The 15,295-nt window shown below is 72.6% G+C and carries 9 protein-coding genes; all 9 read left to right on the top strand.

Annotated elements, in window-relative coordinates; translation table 11 throughout:
- The 9 genes from C2865_RS35315 (at position 1) to C2865_RS35355 (ending at position 15,110) form a co-directional block, all read left to right on the top strand.
- Entirely contained in the window at positions 1 to 4,794 is a 4,794-nt protein-coding gene (locus C2865_RS35315) for a TcpE family conjugal transfer membrane protein (protein WP_106402995.1), read from the top strand.
- Positions 4,791 to 7,241: an ATP-binding protein gene (locus C2865_RS35320; RefSeq protein WP_106402996.1), complete on the top strand. Its 2,451-nt coding sequence runs from the start codon at positions 4,791 to 4,793 to the stop codon at positions 7,239 to 7,241. The genes C2865_RS35315 and C2865_RS35320 overlap by 4 nt, the downstream gene beginning before the upstream one ends.
- A complete protein-coding gene (locus tag C2865_RS35325) occupies positions 7,238 to 9,331 on the top strand; it encodes a type IV secretion system protein (protein WP_106402997.1) in 2,094 nt (697 codons plus the stop codon). The genes C2865_RS35320 and C2865_RS35325 overlap by 4 nt, the downstream gene beginning before the upstream one ends.
- Before the next feature lie 4 nt (positions 9,332 to 9,335).
- A complete protein-coding gene (locus C2865_RS35330; RefSeq protein ID WP_106402998.1) occupies positions 9,336 to 9,971 on the top strand; it encodes a hypothetical protein in 636 nt (211 codons plus the stop codon).
- Positions 9,968 to 11,017, top strand: coding sequence for a bifunctional lytic transglycosylase/C40 family peptidase (locus tag C2865_RS35335; RefSeq protein ID WP_106402999.1), 1,050 nt, complete (start codon positions 9,968 to 9,970; stop codon positions 11,015 to 11,017). Before C2865_RS35330 ends, C2865_RS35335 begins: the two co-directional genes overlap by 4 nt.
- A gap of 74 nt (positions 11,018 to 11,091) precedes the next feature.
- The gene (locus C2865_RS41175; RefSeq protein ID WP_232835980.1) at positions 11,092 to 11,859 is read left to right on the top strand and encodes an SEC-C domain-containing protein; all 768 of its coding nucleotides are present in this window, start codon (positions 11,092 to 11,094) and stop codon (positions 11,857 to 11,859) included.
- 43 nt (positions 11,860 to 11,902) lie between these two features.
- Positions 11,903 to 12,298: a (deoxy)nucleoside triphosphate pyrophosphohydrolase gene (locus C2865_RS35345; protein WP_106403000.1), complete on the top strand. Its 396-nt coding sequence runs from the start codon at positions 11,903 to 11,905 to the stop codon at positions 12,296 to 12,298.
- A gap of 175 nt (positions 12,299 to 12,473) precedes the next feature.
- Positions 12,474 to 14,324, top strand: coding sequence for a translational GTPase TypA (gene typA / locus C2865_RS35350; protein ID WP_106403001.1), 1,851 nt, complete (start codon positions 12,474 to 12,476; stop codon positions 14,322 to 14,324).
- 120 nt (positions 14,325 to 14,444) lie between these two features.
- Positions 14,445 to 15,110, top strand: a complete 666-nt coding sequence (locus tag C2865_RS35355) for a Uma2 family endonuclease (RefSeq protein WP_106403002.1) — start codon at positions 14,445 to 14,447, stop codon at positions 15,108 to 15,110.
- Positions 15,111 to 15,295: the final 185 nt, after the last annotated feature.

Here is a 15,295-nt window from a genome sequence, read left to right on the forward strand (position 1 = left end):
ATGGATCTGCCTACGTACACCAATGTCTGGCGCATCGAGAAACGGCTGTACAAGCTGTACGACCTGCGGCTGCCGATGCCGCTTCCGCTGGTCACCATCGGTGTGTACGCGGGTTCCTTCCTGCCTTGGATCGTTCTCCTGCAGTTCTTCGGCGTGCCGTTCGGCGCGCCGTGGCACGTGCTCTACCTCGTGCCGCCCGGGGTCGTCGCCTGGCTGGCGACCCGTCCCGTCATCGAGGGCAAGCGGCTCAACGAGCTGCTGCAGTCGCAGGCGCGCTACCTCAGCGAGCCGCGCACCTGGTGCCGCCTGACGCCGATCCGCGAACCCCGCGACGTCGTGGTCGTCGCCCGCGTGTGGCGCTCGCCCCGCCAGCTGACCCCCTCGCTCGACGCGCTCACCGAGGTGCCGCTGCCCGCACGCGCGCAGCAGGCGACGGCCGCGCCGACCCCCGCCACCGCTGCCGCCCCGCAGCCGCTGTCGGAGTACGCCGCCGAGTACGCGGCCGCCCACCAGGGCGCCGTCGCCCGCATGCAGGCCCAGATGAACGCCCAGCACGTGCCCGCCCCCGAACCGGCCGAACGCATGCCCGCCCCGGACTCCACCGCCCTCGACACGCCGTCCGAGCCGCTGCGCACCGAGTCCGTGGCCCCCGACGCCGTCCCGCTGGACGAGCCGATTCCCGTGGCGGAGGCCGAGCCCGTCGGCACCGGGGCCGCCGAGACCGGGACGGACCAGACGCCCGCCCCGCCGCCTCCGCCCGAGGCTCCCGCGCGCCGCGCCCTCATCTCCGGCATCCGCCGTCCCGGCGAGGAGGTCGAGTACTGGCGTCCCGCCGACGTCGACGAGACGGCCGGCGGCCCCCCCACCCACGCGGTCCGCACCACCTTCGACGCCGCCGCCATCCGCCAGGCCGCCGCGGCGGCCCGCGCCGAGGAGGCCGCCCGCACGCAGGCGGCGGCCCGCGCACGGGAAGCGGCCCGCCGCCGTCCCCGCCCGCAGGCCCCGACTCCCGCGGAGAGCCTCCCTCCGGCCGAGCAGTCCGCCCGCCTCCGCGACTCCCTCCCCGCGCGCGAGGCCACCCGAGCCGAGGACACCGCGCGCATCCAGGACGCGCTCCACGAACACCAGGCCGAACACGCCTGGGACGCCGCCCGGAACACGCCCCGCCGCGACGAGCCGGCCCCCGCGGCGGAACCCGCCGTGGTGGAACCCGCGATGGCGGAATCCGCTGAGGCGGGGACCGTCGTGGAGAGCACCGGAACGGAAGGCGTCCAGGGCGAGGACATGTCCGTCAAGGACACTGTTTCCGCCGATGAGCCGGCCCTCGCCGTGGAGGACGCGGGAACAGAAGATGCAGTTCGGGGCGAGGATGGCGCTCCGGTGGGCGAGGATGCGTCCGTGATGGATGCTGGTCGTGCCCGGGAAGCGGCGCGTGCCGTGGAGAGCGGTGGAGCGGAGGAGGCCACGCGGTCGCGGGAGGCCGTCTTCGCGGAGGACGACGTTCGCGCTCAGGAGGCGCCGCGCGCCGCGGAGGCCGCTGAAGAGCCGGACACCGCGCGGACGCAGGACGTCGTGCGCGTGGAGGAGGCCGAGCACGCCGGGCACGAGGCCCGGGACGAGGAGGCCCGGGTCGGCGACGTGGCGTCCGGACGCCGTTCGGCGGACGAGGACGCCTGGGAGGTCATGCCGGTCGCCGGAGCGGACGAGCCGACCCGGCTGCAGGAGGCCGCCCGCGTCGAGGATGCCGTGCGCGCCGAGGAGGCCGCACAGGCGGAGGAAGACATTCGCGTCGGGCTGCGGGAGAGCGCCCGCGTGGAGGATGCCGTGCGCGCTGAAGAGGCCGCACGGACGGAGGAGGACGCCCGCGCTGGTTTGCGGGAGGCCGCCCGTGTCGAGGAGGTCGTGCGCGCTGAAGAGGCCGCACGGGCCGAGGAGGACGTCCGCGCCGGGCTGCGGGAGGCCGCACGGGCCGAAGAGGCGGCGCGCGCCGAGGCAGAGGTACGGGCCGAGGAGGCCGGGCGGCTGAGGGACGCCGCCCGGATCGAGGACGTCGTGCGCGCCGAGGAGGCCGCGCGCGTCGGGGACGCCGACCGGTCCGGTGAAGCCGTGCCCGCGCGGGACGCGCACGACCGCGCGGCCGGCCGGCCGGAGGGCACCGCCGTACGGTCCGAGGACGTGCGGTCGCCTTCGGAGGAAGGGGACATGACGCACGCGGACGAGCAGGCACCGGGCGTTCCTCCCAGGTCGTCCGCGCCCGTTCCGGAGGGGGACGAGGCCGTTGTGCACGAGGAGCGCGCGCCTGCCATGGCCGAAGAGGAGAACGCGGAACGGCCTGCGACGGGACGACCGCCCGCGACCGTCCCCGACATCCCGCAGATCCCGGGATCGTTCGGAGCGGCCGCCGCGCCGCGCCGCGAACACGAGGCCGAGCCCCGGCAGGAGCCGGAGAGGCCCGCCGCGCAGGTGAGCCCGCCCGACTCGGTGGCCAACCGCACGGACCAGCAGATCTGGCCCCCCGTCCCGGCCCCCGGCGAACTCCCCCCCGCCCGCGTGTCGCCGCCCCCGGCGACCGCCCCGGACATCCCCGCCGTCGCACCCCGGGCCGCCGCCCAGCAGCCCCCGCGCACCCCGTCCGGACCCCAGCCCCCCGCAGCGCCCGAGACCCCGCAGACCCCCGCCCAGGACGATGCGCGGCCGGTCCCGCAGAGCCCTGCGGCCTCCGAGGACCCGCGGACGCCCGGCCGGGAAACTCCGCGTGCCGTGCCGCAGAGCCCTGCGGCCTCTGGGGGTTCGCGGACGGGTCCGCAGGTGCCTGTTCAGGCTCCGCGAGCCGTACCGCAAAGGCCCCCGGCGCCCGATGACCCGCGAGCGGTCCCGCAGAGCCCTGCGGCACCCGAGAGCCCGCGGACGGCCCCGCAGGTGCCCGGCCGGGAAGGGCCGCGTGCCGTGCCGCAGAGCCCTGCGGCTTCTGAGGGTTCGCGGACGGTTCCGCAGGTGCCTGTTCAGGCTCCGCGTGCGGTGCCGCAGCGGCCCGCGGCGACCGGTGACCCGCGAGCGGTCCCGCAGAGCCCTGCGGCTTCCGAGGGTTCGCAGGGTGGGCCGCGGGTGCCGGTTCGGGATTCGCGGGAGGTGCCGCAGCGGCCTGCGGCGGCTGCGGGGCCGCGGGCGGGTTCGCAGGTGCCCGACCGGGAGGTCGCGCGTGCCGTGCCGCAGAGCCCTGCGGAGTCCGAGGAGACGAGGACGGGGCCGCAGGTGCCGGTTCGGGATGATGCGCGTTCGGTCTCGCAGAGGTCCGCGGAGTCCGAGGGCTCGCAGGGTGGGCCGCGGGTGCCGGTTCGGGATTCGCGGGAGGTGCCGCAGCGGCCTGCGGCGGCCGGGGGGCCGCGGGCGGGGGCGCAGCGGCCTGCTGCTTTCGGGCGGGAGTCCGTGGAAGGCGGGGCGCAGGCTCCGCGGGGAGGTCGGCAGGGGTCGGCAGGGCAGGTCAGGCCGTTCGCGCCTCGGGGCGGGCGGGAGGAGGAGCCGTTCGCCGCGCAGGGGCCGGGGTCTGAGAGCACGCGGAGCGGGCCGCAGCCGGTCGTGGGGGCCGAGGGAGGGCCGGGAGCGCCTCCCGGGAGCTTCGGGCAGCGGGAGCAGCGGCCGCGGATCAGCGCGGTGGAAGGTGAGCAGGGGTTCGGGCGGGCGCCGGAACGGTCGGTGTGGCCGGGGGCGCCGAGCCGGGACCGGCTGCCGGAGCCGGTGCGGGGGCAGCCGGTGAAGCCGGAGCCGCCGCGGATCGTGCCTCCGCCGCCGCAGCGGCGGGACGAGCTGCCCCCGCCGCCGCGCGAGGTGCGTTCGGGGCCCGCCTCTCCGGTGCGGCCGCGGCCGATGCCGGTGCCGACGCCGCCGGTGGAGCGGGTGCAGGCGATCACGCCGCCGGACCAGCCGGTGGAGGAGCCGGGCGGGCTGCGCAGGCTGCTCAGCCGCGGCAACCCCGTCGACCAGGACTACATCGAGCGGCTGCAGCGGCCCTTCCAGGGCACCCGCCACATCGTGGTGCTCGGCTGCACCGGCGGCGCCGGGCAGACCGTCACCGCGCTGATGATGGGCCACACCTTCGCGCAGTTCTGCGGGGAGCCGACCGTCGCGCTCGACGTCAACCCCGGGCACGGCGCGCTGGCCCGCCGCACCAAGATCGACACGCACGAGACGCTCACGTCGCTCATCGCCAACGCCGAGCACATCGGCAGCCTGTCGGGCATCCGCCGCTACACCAGCCGGTCCAAGTCGGGCCTGGACGTGGTCGCGGCCGGCAAGACCCCGCTGCACGCGCTGGACGACCGGGACTACGCGCAGGCGGTCCGCACGCTCGACCGCTTCTACAGCGTCACCCTGCTGGACGCCGCCGCGAGCGTCGTCAGCCGGGTGCTGCCGCACGCCGACCAGATCGTCCTGGTCGCCCCGGCCAGCGCGGACGCCCCGCGCGCGGTGGCGATGACGTTCGAGTGGCTCGACAGCCACGGCTACCACGACCTGAGGCAGCGGGCCGTCACCGTCATCAACGGGGTGAGCCGCCGCAGCCACGGCGACGTGGAGCAGGCCGAGCAGGTGGCGCGCGGCCAGTGCCGCGCGCTGGTCCGCATCCCCTGGGACGACCACCTCAGCCTCGACCGATCGCCCCGCAACGAGCTCAAGGCCCTGCGGCCGCCGACGCGACGGGCCTACCTGGCCCTGAGCGCGGTCGTCGCGGGCGGCTTCTCGGTCCTGCCCGAGAGGTACCAGGACCCGTCCCCCTACCACCAGGAGCGCACGCAGTGAGTCGGACGAAGACGAGTCGGCTGGCCGTCCGGTACTTCGACGACCGCATCCTGCTCGGCGAGCACGCGGCCTGGGCGTACTTCCGGCTGCCGACGTTCAGCTACGAGTTCACCACCGCCGAGGAGCGCGAGGCGCTCGCGACCAACCTCACCATCGCGCTGGCCGCGATCCGCATGCAGGACGCCGAGGTCCACCTGCGGATCGCGCACCGGACGTACCCGGCGGCGGACTGGGCGCTGGCGCTGGACAGGACGAGCGACAACGGCCCCGGCTGGCGCGCGTACCTGGAGGAGATGTACTCGCACGTCTGGGTGAAGGACTTCTGGTCCAAGGAGGTCTACCTCGGCGTCCGGCTCGGCAGGCGCGGCGTGCAGCTGCAGGGTTCGCTCGGCACGCTGCTGGGCTTCTACCGCAGGTCCGAGCGCGGCCTGGGCCTGCAGGACGACGCGATCGACGAGCGCGAGATCAAGCGCTGGACGGAGCAGGCCGAGCGTCTCGGCAGAGCCCTGTCCGGCGGCGCCCTGCGCGCCCGCCACGCCACGTCCGTGGAGGTCGCGTGGCTGTTCCAGCACGCCGTGACGGGCGCGCTCGCCGACCCGCCGCCGTCGGCGGTCGCCAAGCGCCGCTGGGGCGCGGGCGAGATCGAGGCGCTGATCGAGGGGGCGATCCACAACGGCCGCTCCAACCTGCGCATGGAGCAGCCCGGCGGCGAGTCCTACACCGCGTACCTGTCGTTCGCGCGCTTCCCCGACCTGATGCCGTTCCCGGACGGCGAGCCGTGGCTGCACTATGCCGACTCGTTGTCCTTCCCCGTCGAGATCAGCTCGCGCATGCGCCTCATCCCGCCCGCGCTGGCCTCCAAGGACGTCTCCCGCAAGCTCGCGCACGCCCGCGACATGGACGCCCACATCCGCGAGGCGGGCGCGGAGGCGCCGATCGCGCTGGCCGAGCAGATCGACGCGGCCCGGATGCTGGAGCACGGCATCACCAAGGAGCGCCTCCCGTTCGTCTACGGCTGGCACCGCCTCATCGTGACGGCGCACACCGAGGAGCTGCTCGTCCAGCGCGTCGACGCCGTCGTCGAGCACTACCGCGACATCGGCATCGACGTCGTCAACTCCACCGGCGACCAGTTCTCGTTGTTCAGCGAGTCCCTGCCGGGCGACCGCCTCCGCCTGAACGCCTACGCCCAGCGCCAGCCGCTGCGCACGATCGCGGGCGGCATGCCGGTGGCGACCGTCGACCTCGGCGACCGCAGGGACGACACGGGCGGCGGCTGGACCGGCCCCTACATCGGCGAGACGCTGGGCCGGGCGCGCAGCATCGTGCACTTCGACCCGCTGGTCGCGGCCGCGCGCAACCGCCCGACGGCCGTCGCGATCACCGGAGAGCCCGGCGGCGGTAAGACGACTCTGGCCCTCCTGCTCATCTACCAGATGGCACTGCGCGGGGTTACGATCGCGGCGATCGATCCCAAAGGTGACGCAGAGGCGCTCGTGGAGTTGCTGAAGGCACGCGGGCGCCGTGCCCGCATCCTGCCGCTCGGTTCGGCGGCGCCGGGCCTGCTCGACCCGTTCGGCTTCGACGACGACCTCGCGGTCAAGAAGACGATGGCGACCGAGACGCTGCGGCTGCTGCTGCCGCGCATGTCCGAGGAGCGCGAGTCGGCGATGATCCAGGCGGTGGGCGCCGTCGCCAACGCCGACCGCCCGTCGCTGGGCAAGGTCGTGGACCACCTGGAGGCGGCCGAGGACGCTGCCTCCAGGAACCTCGGCGCGGTGCTGCGCTCGATGTCGGAGATGCGTCTGGCGTCGCTGTGCTTCGACCCCTACGGCGGCGAGCGCATCGACACCGAGGGCTGGACGACCGTCTTCACCCTCGGCGGCCTGACCCTGCCGGACGTGACGGTCAACCGCGAGGACTACTCCTACGAGCAGCGCCTGTCGGTCGCCCTGATGTACCTGGTCTCGCAGTTCGCGCGCCGGCTCATGCACGGGCTGGACCGCAGGCTGCCCAAGGCCATCTTCCTGGACGAGGCGTGGGCCATCACTTCGACACCCGAGGGCGCCAAACTGGTGCCGGAAGTATCGCGGATGGGCCGCTCCCGCAACACTGCGTTGATCTTGGTTTCGCAAAATGCGGGAGACCTGTTGAATGAGCAGGTGACGAACTGTCTCTCGTCGGTGTTCTCCTTCCGCTCCAGCGAGCGCGGGGAGGTCGGCAACGTCATGGCGTTGCTCGGTGTCGAGTCCTCGGAGGAGCACAAGGGCGTGCTGCGCAACCTCGGCAACGGCGAGTGCATCTTCCGGGATCTGGACGGCCGGGCTGGCCGGATCGGCGTGGACCTCGTCTCCGAGGAGCTCCTGCGCTGGCTGGACACCAACCCGACGCGCCAGAAGCCGGTTCTGTCCAAGACGGGGGCTGACCCAGAGGAGAGCGCCGGATGAGACTCCGACGTGCCGTCGGCCGTGTCCGCAGTGGAGGGGGACGCCGGCGATCTGTCGTGCTGCTCCTGTGCATGGCGGTGTTCCTGCTCATGACGCCGGCCGCCGCGGCCGCGCCGGACCCGCCGTGGAGCACCAACCCCAACGACGCCTGCGCGCCCGCCGCCGCCCCCGCCCCCGAGGCGTACGGCTCGGGCACCGACGGCCTGATCAAGCCGCCGGACTACCCGAGCGAGCAGCTGAAGACCACCGCCGCGGACCAGCTCACCTACTACGACCGCTACGGCACCGCGGGCCAGACCTGGTACGCCGTCGACATGGGCTGCGGCGACGCCATGGCCATGATCGGCAACTCCGTCTCCAACACCCTGTTCACCCTCGTCCGCGCCATCGACCGCACCACGATCAGCGTCTACCAGGCGGCGGCGTCGGAGTCGCTGCTGGGCTGGCTGAAGGAGACGGTCGACGAGGTCATCACCGGCATCGGCGAGACGTTCAACGCCCGCTACTGGACGCCGGTCGTCATCCTGGGCGCGATCACCCTGGCCTGGTGGGGCCTGGTCCGCAAGCGCACGTCCAAGGTCGCCGAGGGCACCATCTGGATGGTCGCGGCGATGGTCGGCCTGATCTGGCTGATCGCCCGCCCCGGCGACTTCACCACGCTGGGCACCACGGTCTCCAACGCCACCAGTGCGGCGTTCAACGCGGCGCTGCCGCAGAGCGGCGGGGGCACCACGTGCGTCCCCACGCCCGAGGGCAGGCCGACGCTGGACGACTCCGAGCTGGACGCCACCACCCGCAACGCCAACGGCCTGTGGGTGGCGCTGGTGTGCAAGCCGTGGCTGATGGGCGAGTTCGGCACCACCGACCCCGAGGCCGAGATCGTCAAGGAGCACGCCGACCGGCTGCTGTACGCCCAGGGCGTCGACCTCACCGAGACGTACGGCGCGGAGAAGCCCGACATGGGCGCCAAGGCCGACGCCTACCAGCAGGTCGCCAAGAGCATCAAGGAGGACTACCCGGGCGTCTACCCGCTCTTCCAGGGCAAGCAGTGGACGTCGCGGCTGGCCGTCGCGTTCGGCGCGCTGTTCGCCGCGCTGGTCGCGGGTCTGCTCATCCTGGTCATCTCGGTGACCCTGATCATCGTGAAGATCGCGTTCCTGCTGCTGCTGGTGGCCGGACCGATCTTCCTGGGCATCGGCATCCACCCGGGGATAGGCCGGGTGATCGCGGTCAGATGGCTGGAGCTCCTGCTGTCGATGCTGCTCAAACAGGCGGCGCTGATAGGCGTGCTCGCCCTGTTGTTGTGGGCCTACGGGGTGATCCTCGGGGAGGGGCTGCCCTGGGGCCTGCAGATCATGCTCATCGCGCTGGTGACGGGCGCGGCGTTCATCTACCGCAAACCGTTCCAGCACCTGTTCGCCTCCGTGGGCTACTCGGCGGTCTCCCGCTCCCGCTCGGAGAGCGAGCTGGAGAAGTCCATCGCGACGATGCGCAAGAGCACCCTCGGCGTCGCGCAGGCCGCCGCCCCGGGCGCCGCGCTGTCCCGGCTGGTCCGCCGCGAGGACGGCGTGCCCGCCCTGTCGGCCGTCGGCTCCGACGACCCCTCCGCCAAGTCCGCCTCGGGCGTGCTGGGCACCAAGGCACGCGCGGGCGACTCGGCCGGCTCCACCCGCGTCGCCGACACCGTGCCCCCGCTGAACCTGCCCAGCCGCCGGAACGGCGGCGGAAGCCCCGGTGCCTCCGCCGGCGGGGGCACCGCCTCCACGGGCCGCGGCCGCACCTCCGCGGGCGCCGGCGGCCGTCCGGCGTCCGGCCCCCGGCCGCTGGCCCGCAAGGGCACGGGCGGCACGAAGCCCGCCCCGGCGGGCGAGCGCCCCGTGTCCAGGCCCGCGGTCTCCCGGCCGAAGGCCGAGGGCAGCGGGGGCGGCGGCAGGAGCGGCGGAGGCGTCACGGGCGCGTCGGTGCCCCGCCAGCGGGAGACCCCGGCGCCCGCCGCGCGCGACCAGGCGCCGCCGCTGTGGGCCAAGCGGGTCGCCGACGCCGAGCCCCCCACCCCGTTCTGGCTGAGGCCGGCCGACTCAGACGACTGAGGCCATGAACCTGAACGACGACCGCCAGCGCCGCGTGCTCTTCGCGGGGATGGCCGCGGTGCTGGTCCTGCTGGGCCTGTGGTTGTGGTGGCCCAGGCCCGACACCGAGCCGGTGGAGCGGGACGGCGCCCCGGTGGCGAGCGCCCCGCCCGCCGCTCCCGCCACCCCGCCGCCGGGCATCGACGAGCTCGTCGACCCGGAGAGCTTCGACGTCTACCGGCTGCTGCCCTTCGGCAGGGAGGACTTCGCGACGGCGGCCACCACCGCCCAGCAGTTCGTCTCCCGTTACGGGACGTACCGGTACGACGAGACCCCGCAGACCTATCTGGACAGGCTCCGCCCGCTGGTGAACGATCAGGTCCATGACGACCTGCTGGCCGCCGCGTCCTCCCCGGGCATCCTGGAGCAGCGCAAGGCCGACCGGACCGTCGCGGAGGGCAGCGCCTCGCTGAACTCCATCCGCACGATCGGCGGCACCTCGATCACCTTCGTGGTCACCGGCATCCAGCAGGTCACCGAGGCCGGCACCACCGGCCAGGACAGCGAGCAGTGGGCGGTGACGGTGCAGAACACCGGAGGTTCCTGGAAGGTGTACTCCTTCGGCCCGGCCGACGTCGGGCAGGACGGTGAGTCCGGATGAGGCGGCGCCTGCTGGCGGTGGCCGCGGTCAGCGTGTTCGCCGCGCTCTTCTTCGCCCTCCTGGTCGTCCCCACGTTCTTCGGCGCCTCCCAGTTCCTCTTCGGCGGGGGAGGCGGCCGCGGCAACTGCGTCGACACCTCCGATGCCGCCGAGCAGCCCAGCGAGGCCGAGGCCGCCAAGGGCATCCCCGAGAACTACCTCGCCCTCTACAAGAAGGCGGGCGAGGAGTACGGCATCCCGTGGAACGTCCTGGCCGGGGTCGGCCGGGTCGAGACGATCCACGGCACCCTGGAGGCCGAGGGCGTCCTCAGCGGCGAGAACTACGCCGGCGCGGGCGGCCCGATGCAGTTCCTGGAGCCGACGTGGAAGGCCTTCGCCGTCGACGGCGACGGGGACGGCGCGAAGAACCGCTACGACCCGGCCGACGCGATCCCCGCCGCGGCCCGCTACCTCAAGCACAACAAGGCGCCGGAGAAGATCCGCACGGCGCTGTTCCAGTACAACCACTCCTGGGACTACGTCGACGACGTGCTGGACTGGGCGACCAAGTACGCGGCCGGCGAGTTCCGGGTGATCCAGGCGGCCGGGCTGCCCGACTGCAAGGACACCGAGGGCCTGCCCGCCTACGCCGACGGCGTCGTCGCCCGCATCATCGACTTCGCGCTGGCCCAGCGCGGCAAGCCCTACATCTGGGGCGGCGTCGGCCCCGACGGCTACGACTGCTCCGGGCTCATGCAGATGGCCTACAAGCACGCCGGCCTGGACATCCCCCGCGTCACCTTCGACCAGTGGCCGTTCGGCGCCAAGGTCGACGACGGCTCGGAGCAGCCCGGCGACCTCGTCTTCTTCAACTCCGGTCCGGGCACCGCCCCCGGCCGGCCCGGCCACGTCGGCATGGTCATCGGCGAGAACAAGATGATCGTCGCCCGCTGCACCTTCTGCCGTCCGGCCATCGCCGTCATGCCCTACCGCATCGGCACCCTGATCGGCTTCACCCGCCCCATGGAGAACCCCCAGGTGGCGGACCAGCTGGAGAAGCTCGGCTGAGCGTGCGGCGCCCGCCCTGACCGGCCCCGACTCGCCGCGGCCGGTCAGGGCGGGGCCTCTGGCAGACTTGACGGATGCTGCCTGACGAGTTGTTTCACCCGCTGGACCTGGACGACGCCCTGGAGGAGGCCGAGCAGGCCGGGGGGCGCGCGGCGGCCGTCGAGCTGCTGCAGCGGGTGCTGGACGATCCCCGGGCCGAGGGCGACGAGGCGCTGCCGGAGTACCTGGACGAGCTGATCGACCAGCTGACCGAGTTGAAGCGCTACCCCGAGGCGATCGAGGCGACCTACCGGCTGATCGAGGTGGACGAGTCCGCGCGGCTGGAGGAGCTCGGCGCGATCGCCCACCTGCACGCGATGAACGGCGACAGGATCCAGGCGCGCGAGCTGCTGGAGGAGCTGCGCGGGAAGGCCGAGCCGCTGGACGCGCTGATGAACACCCTGGTGCTCGCGGGAGAGCTGGACGACCACGAGACGGCCGTCGAGTGGCTCGCCGAGGACCTGCGGCGCGGCGTCTCCGAAGGCTGGGACCCCGACCTCGTGCTGATCCACCGCGGCCACTTCCGCCGCCTGGGCGGCTCCGACGCCCGGCTGGAGGCGCTGGTCGCCGACTACCTGCCGCCCGTGGAGCAGCGCGGCACCAAGCGGCTGCCGACCGGGCCCCGCTTCACCCATCCGGGCACCGACCGGCTGGAGATCGAACGCCGGATGCGCGCCGACCTGTCCGCGCGGATCATCACCCCCGAGGGCGAGCTGGTCCCCTGGCCCCCGGAGCGCAACGACCCGTGCTGGTGCGGATCGGGCGCCAAGTACAAGAAGTGCTGCGGGCGTCCCACGCTGTGAACTCCGCGCTCGGGTAGGTTGCGGGGAACTCTCGGGAGGACTCATGGTCATCGTGGTGGGCGCCGCCATCATCTCCGAAGGCAGGCTGCTGGCCGCCCAGCGGGCGGCTCCGGCCTCGCTGGCGGGCGGCTGGGAGCTGCCCGGCGGCAAGGTCGATCCGGGCGAGACCGACGAGGCAGCGCTGGTCCGGGAGTGCAAGGAGGAGCTCGGCGTCCTCGTCGAGCCGCTCGTCCGGGTCGGGGGCGACTGGCCGCTGGGCGAGGGCAAGGTGCTGCGGGTCTGGACGGCCCGGCTCGCGGAGGGCGAGCCCGAGGCGCTGGAGCACACGGCGCTGCGCTGGCTGGGCCGCGACGAGCTCGGCGACGTCGCCTGGCTGCCCGGCGACCTCCCGGCCGTCGAGGCGGTGCGCTCCCACCTGAGGTCTTCCGGACCGTCCTAGACCTGCGGTTAAGGGCCCGGGAGTGACGTGGAACACCGTGTGACGGCGGGTCGACAAGCCGGGACGCACTAGAATTCTGGGGTAGACCGCTGATCTGCGCCGCCCGGTTCCGGATTCAGACCCGATTCAGACCTTCGGATGCGGCGAATCCCGACACGAAACCGAGCGTACTCTCATGCCCATCGCCACCCGTGACGACCTGCGAAACGTGGCCATCGTGGCCCACGTCGACCACGGCAAGACCACCCTCGTGGACGCCATGCTCTGGCAGTCCGGAGCCTTCCGCGACAACCAGTCCGTCGACGACCGCGTCATGGACTCCAACGACCTGGAGCGCGAGAAGGGCATCACCATTCTCGCCAAGAACACCGCGGTCCGCCACAGCGATCTGCTGCTGAACATCATCGACACCCCCGGCCACGCCGACTTCGGCGGCGAGGTCGAGCGCGGCCTTTCCATGGTCGACGGCGTGGTGCTGCTGGTCGACGCCTCCGAGGGCCCCCTGCCGCAGACCCGCTTCGTGCTGCGCAAGGCGCTGGGCGCCAAGATGCCGGTCATCCTGGTGATCAACAAGGTGGACCGGCCCGACGCCCGGATCGCCGAGGTCATCGACGAGGTCTACGAGCTGTTCATGGACCTCGACGCCACCGAGGAGCAGATCGACTTCCCGATCGTCTACGCCTCGGGCCGCGCCGGGCGGGCCAGCCTCAACCAGCCCGCCAACGGCGAGATGCCCGACAACGAGGACCTGGAGCCGCTGTTCCAGGTGATCAAGGAGACGATCCCGGCGCCGGCGTACGACCCGGCCGCCCCGTTCCAGGCGCAGGTCACCAACCTGGACTCCTCCAGCTACCTGGGCCGCATCGCGCTGTGCCGGGTGTACAACGGCACGATCAAAAAGGGCCAGCAGGTCGCCTGGTGCAAGGCCGACGGCAGCGTCGAGCGGGTCAAGATCTCCGAGCTGCTGATGACCGACGCGCTGGAGCGCAAGCCGGCCGAGTCCGCGGGTCCCGGCGACATCATCGCCATCGCCGGCATCTCCGAGATCATGATCGGCGAGACCCTGGCCGACCCCGAGGACCCGCGCCCGCTGCCGCTGATCACGGTGGACGAGCCCGCGATCTCCATGCTGCTGGGCACCAACACCGGCCCGCTCGCGGGCCGCGAGAAGGGCACCAAGGTCACCGCCCGCCTCGTCAAGGACCGCCTCGACCGCGAGCTCGTCGGCAACGTCTCGCTGCGGGTCCTGCCGACCGAGCGCCCCGACGCCTGGGAGGTGCAGGGCCGCGGCGAGCTGGCGCTGGCCATCCTGGTGGAGAACATGCGCCGCGAGGGCTACGAGCTGACCCTCGGCAAGCCCCGCGTGGTCACCAAGCAGGTCGACGGCAAGCTGCACGAGCCCGTCGAGCGGCTGACCGTCGACATCCCCGAGGAGTACCTCGGCGCCGTCACCCAGCTGCTGGCCGTCCGCAAGGGCCGCATGGAGCACATGACCAACCACGGCACCGGCTGGATCCGCATGGAGTTCCTGGTCCCGGCCCGCGGCCTGATCGGCTTCCGCACCGAGTTCCTCACCGAGACCCGCGGCACCGGCATCGCCCACCAGGTCTTCGAGAAGTACGAGCCGTGGTTCGGCGAGCTGCGCACCCGCCCCACCGGCTCGCTGGTCTCCGACCGCGCGGGCACGGCCACCACCTACGCGATGTTCAACCTGCAGGAGCGCGGCACCCTGTTCGTGGACCCGTCCACCGAGGTCTACGAGGGCATGATCGTCGGCGAGAACTCCCGCGCCGACGACATGAGCATCAACATCACCAAGGAGAAGCAGAAGACCAACATCCGCTCCTCCACGGCCGAGGAGTTCGACCGCCTCACCCCGCCGAAGAAGCTCTCCATGGAAGCCGCCCTGGAGTTCATCCGCGACGACGAGTGCGTCGAGGTCACCCCCACCGCCGTCCGCCTGCGCAAGGTCATCCTCGACACCAAGGACCGCGAGCGCACGGCCGCCCGCGCCAAGCGCGCCTGACCTGCGGCGATACGAGCCCGGTTCCCTTCGGGGAGCCGGGTTTTTTCTTCGCGTTCTGGCTACGCTGGGAGACGGCGGATCCTACGATGACGGGAGCTGAGCGTGAGGAGAAGAGCGCAGATGGTAATCGTCTCGGTCCCGCCGGAGTTCTCCGTGTCCCTGCCGGAGGAGGACACGCCGTACGGCATGTGGCTGCGCGGTGAACTCGAGGACTATCTCCATCTCCCCGAACTCTTCTACACGGAGATCATCGACGGGGAGATCGTGGTGTCACGTGCACCGGCCCATGGCCACAATCAGATCATCGAGTCCATCGGGCTTCCGTTTCGCGGAAGGCTGTTCAACGACTCCTCATTCCCCTGGCGCTGTTCGCAGTGCACCGGGCTCGACATGGTCGGGATCGAGCAGGGCTTCCTGCCGGATCTGATGATCCTGGACGCCCGGCTGTACCAGGAGGCGTCGCGTGAACACAGGCTGGTCTCCGACCAGATCGAGATGGTCGTCGAGGTCACGTCGCCGTCGAACGCCGGGAACGACCGACGTCCCGCCAAGGCGAACACCAAGTTCAGCAAGTGGCGCGACTACGCGCAGGTGGGAATTCCCTATTACCTGCTGGTCGACCGTGACCCGAAGGCCAAGGTCATCACCCTGTACTCGATTCCCGATGCCGCCACGGGGGCGTATCTGCAGGAGGAGTCGTGGAAGTTCGGGGAGACGGTCGTGCTGCCCGAGCACCTGGGCGTGGAGATCCCCACCGACGAGTGGCTGCCCTGGGATCTCGCCTGAGGTTCCGGGCGCTTCCGCACCGGGAGCGCCGGACGGCCGTCAGCCCGGGGTGGGCCTGCCGGTGGCGTCGGTCCTGACGGCCCTGGAAGAGGCGTGTCGCCCTTGGCGGTGCCGTCGAAGACGACCCGATACCCGGCGTCGCACCCGGTGCCGGACTTGAACTTGAAACGGCCCCGGCGCCGGTG

It is taken from the genome of Actinocorallia populi (assembly GCF_002995495.1).
Lineage (GTDB): Bacteria > Actinomycetota > Actinomycetes > Streptosporangiales > Streptosporangiaceae > Actinocorallia > Actinocorallia populi.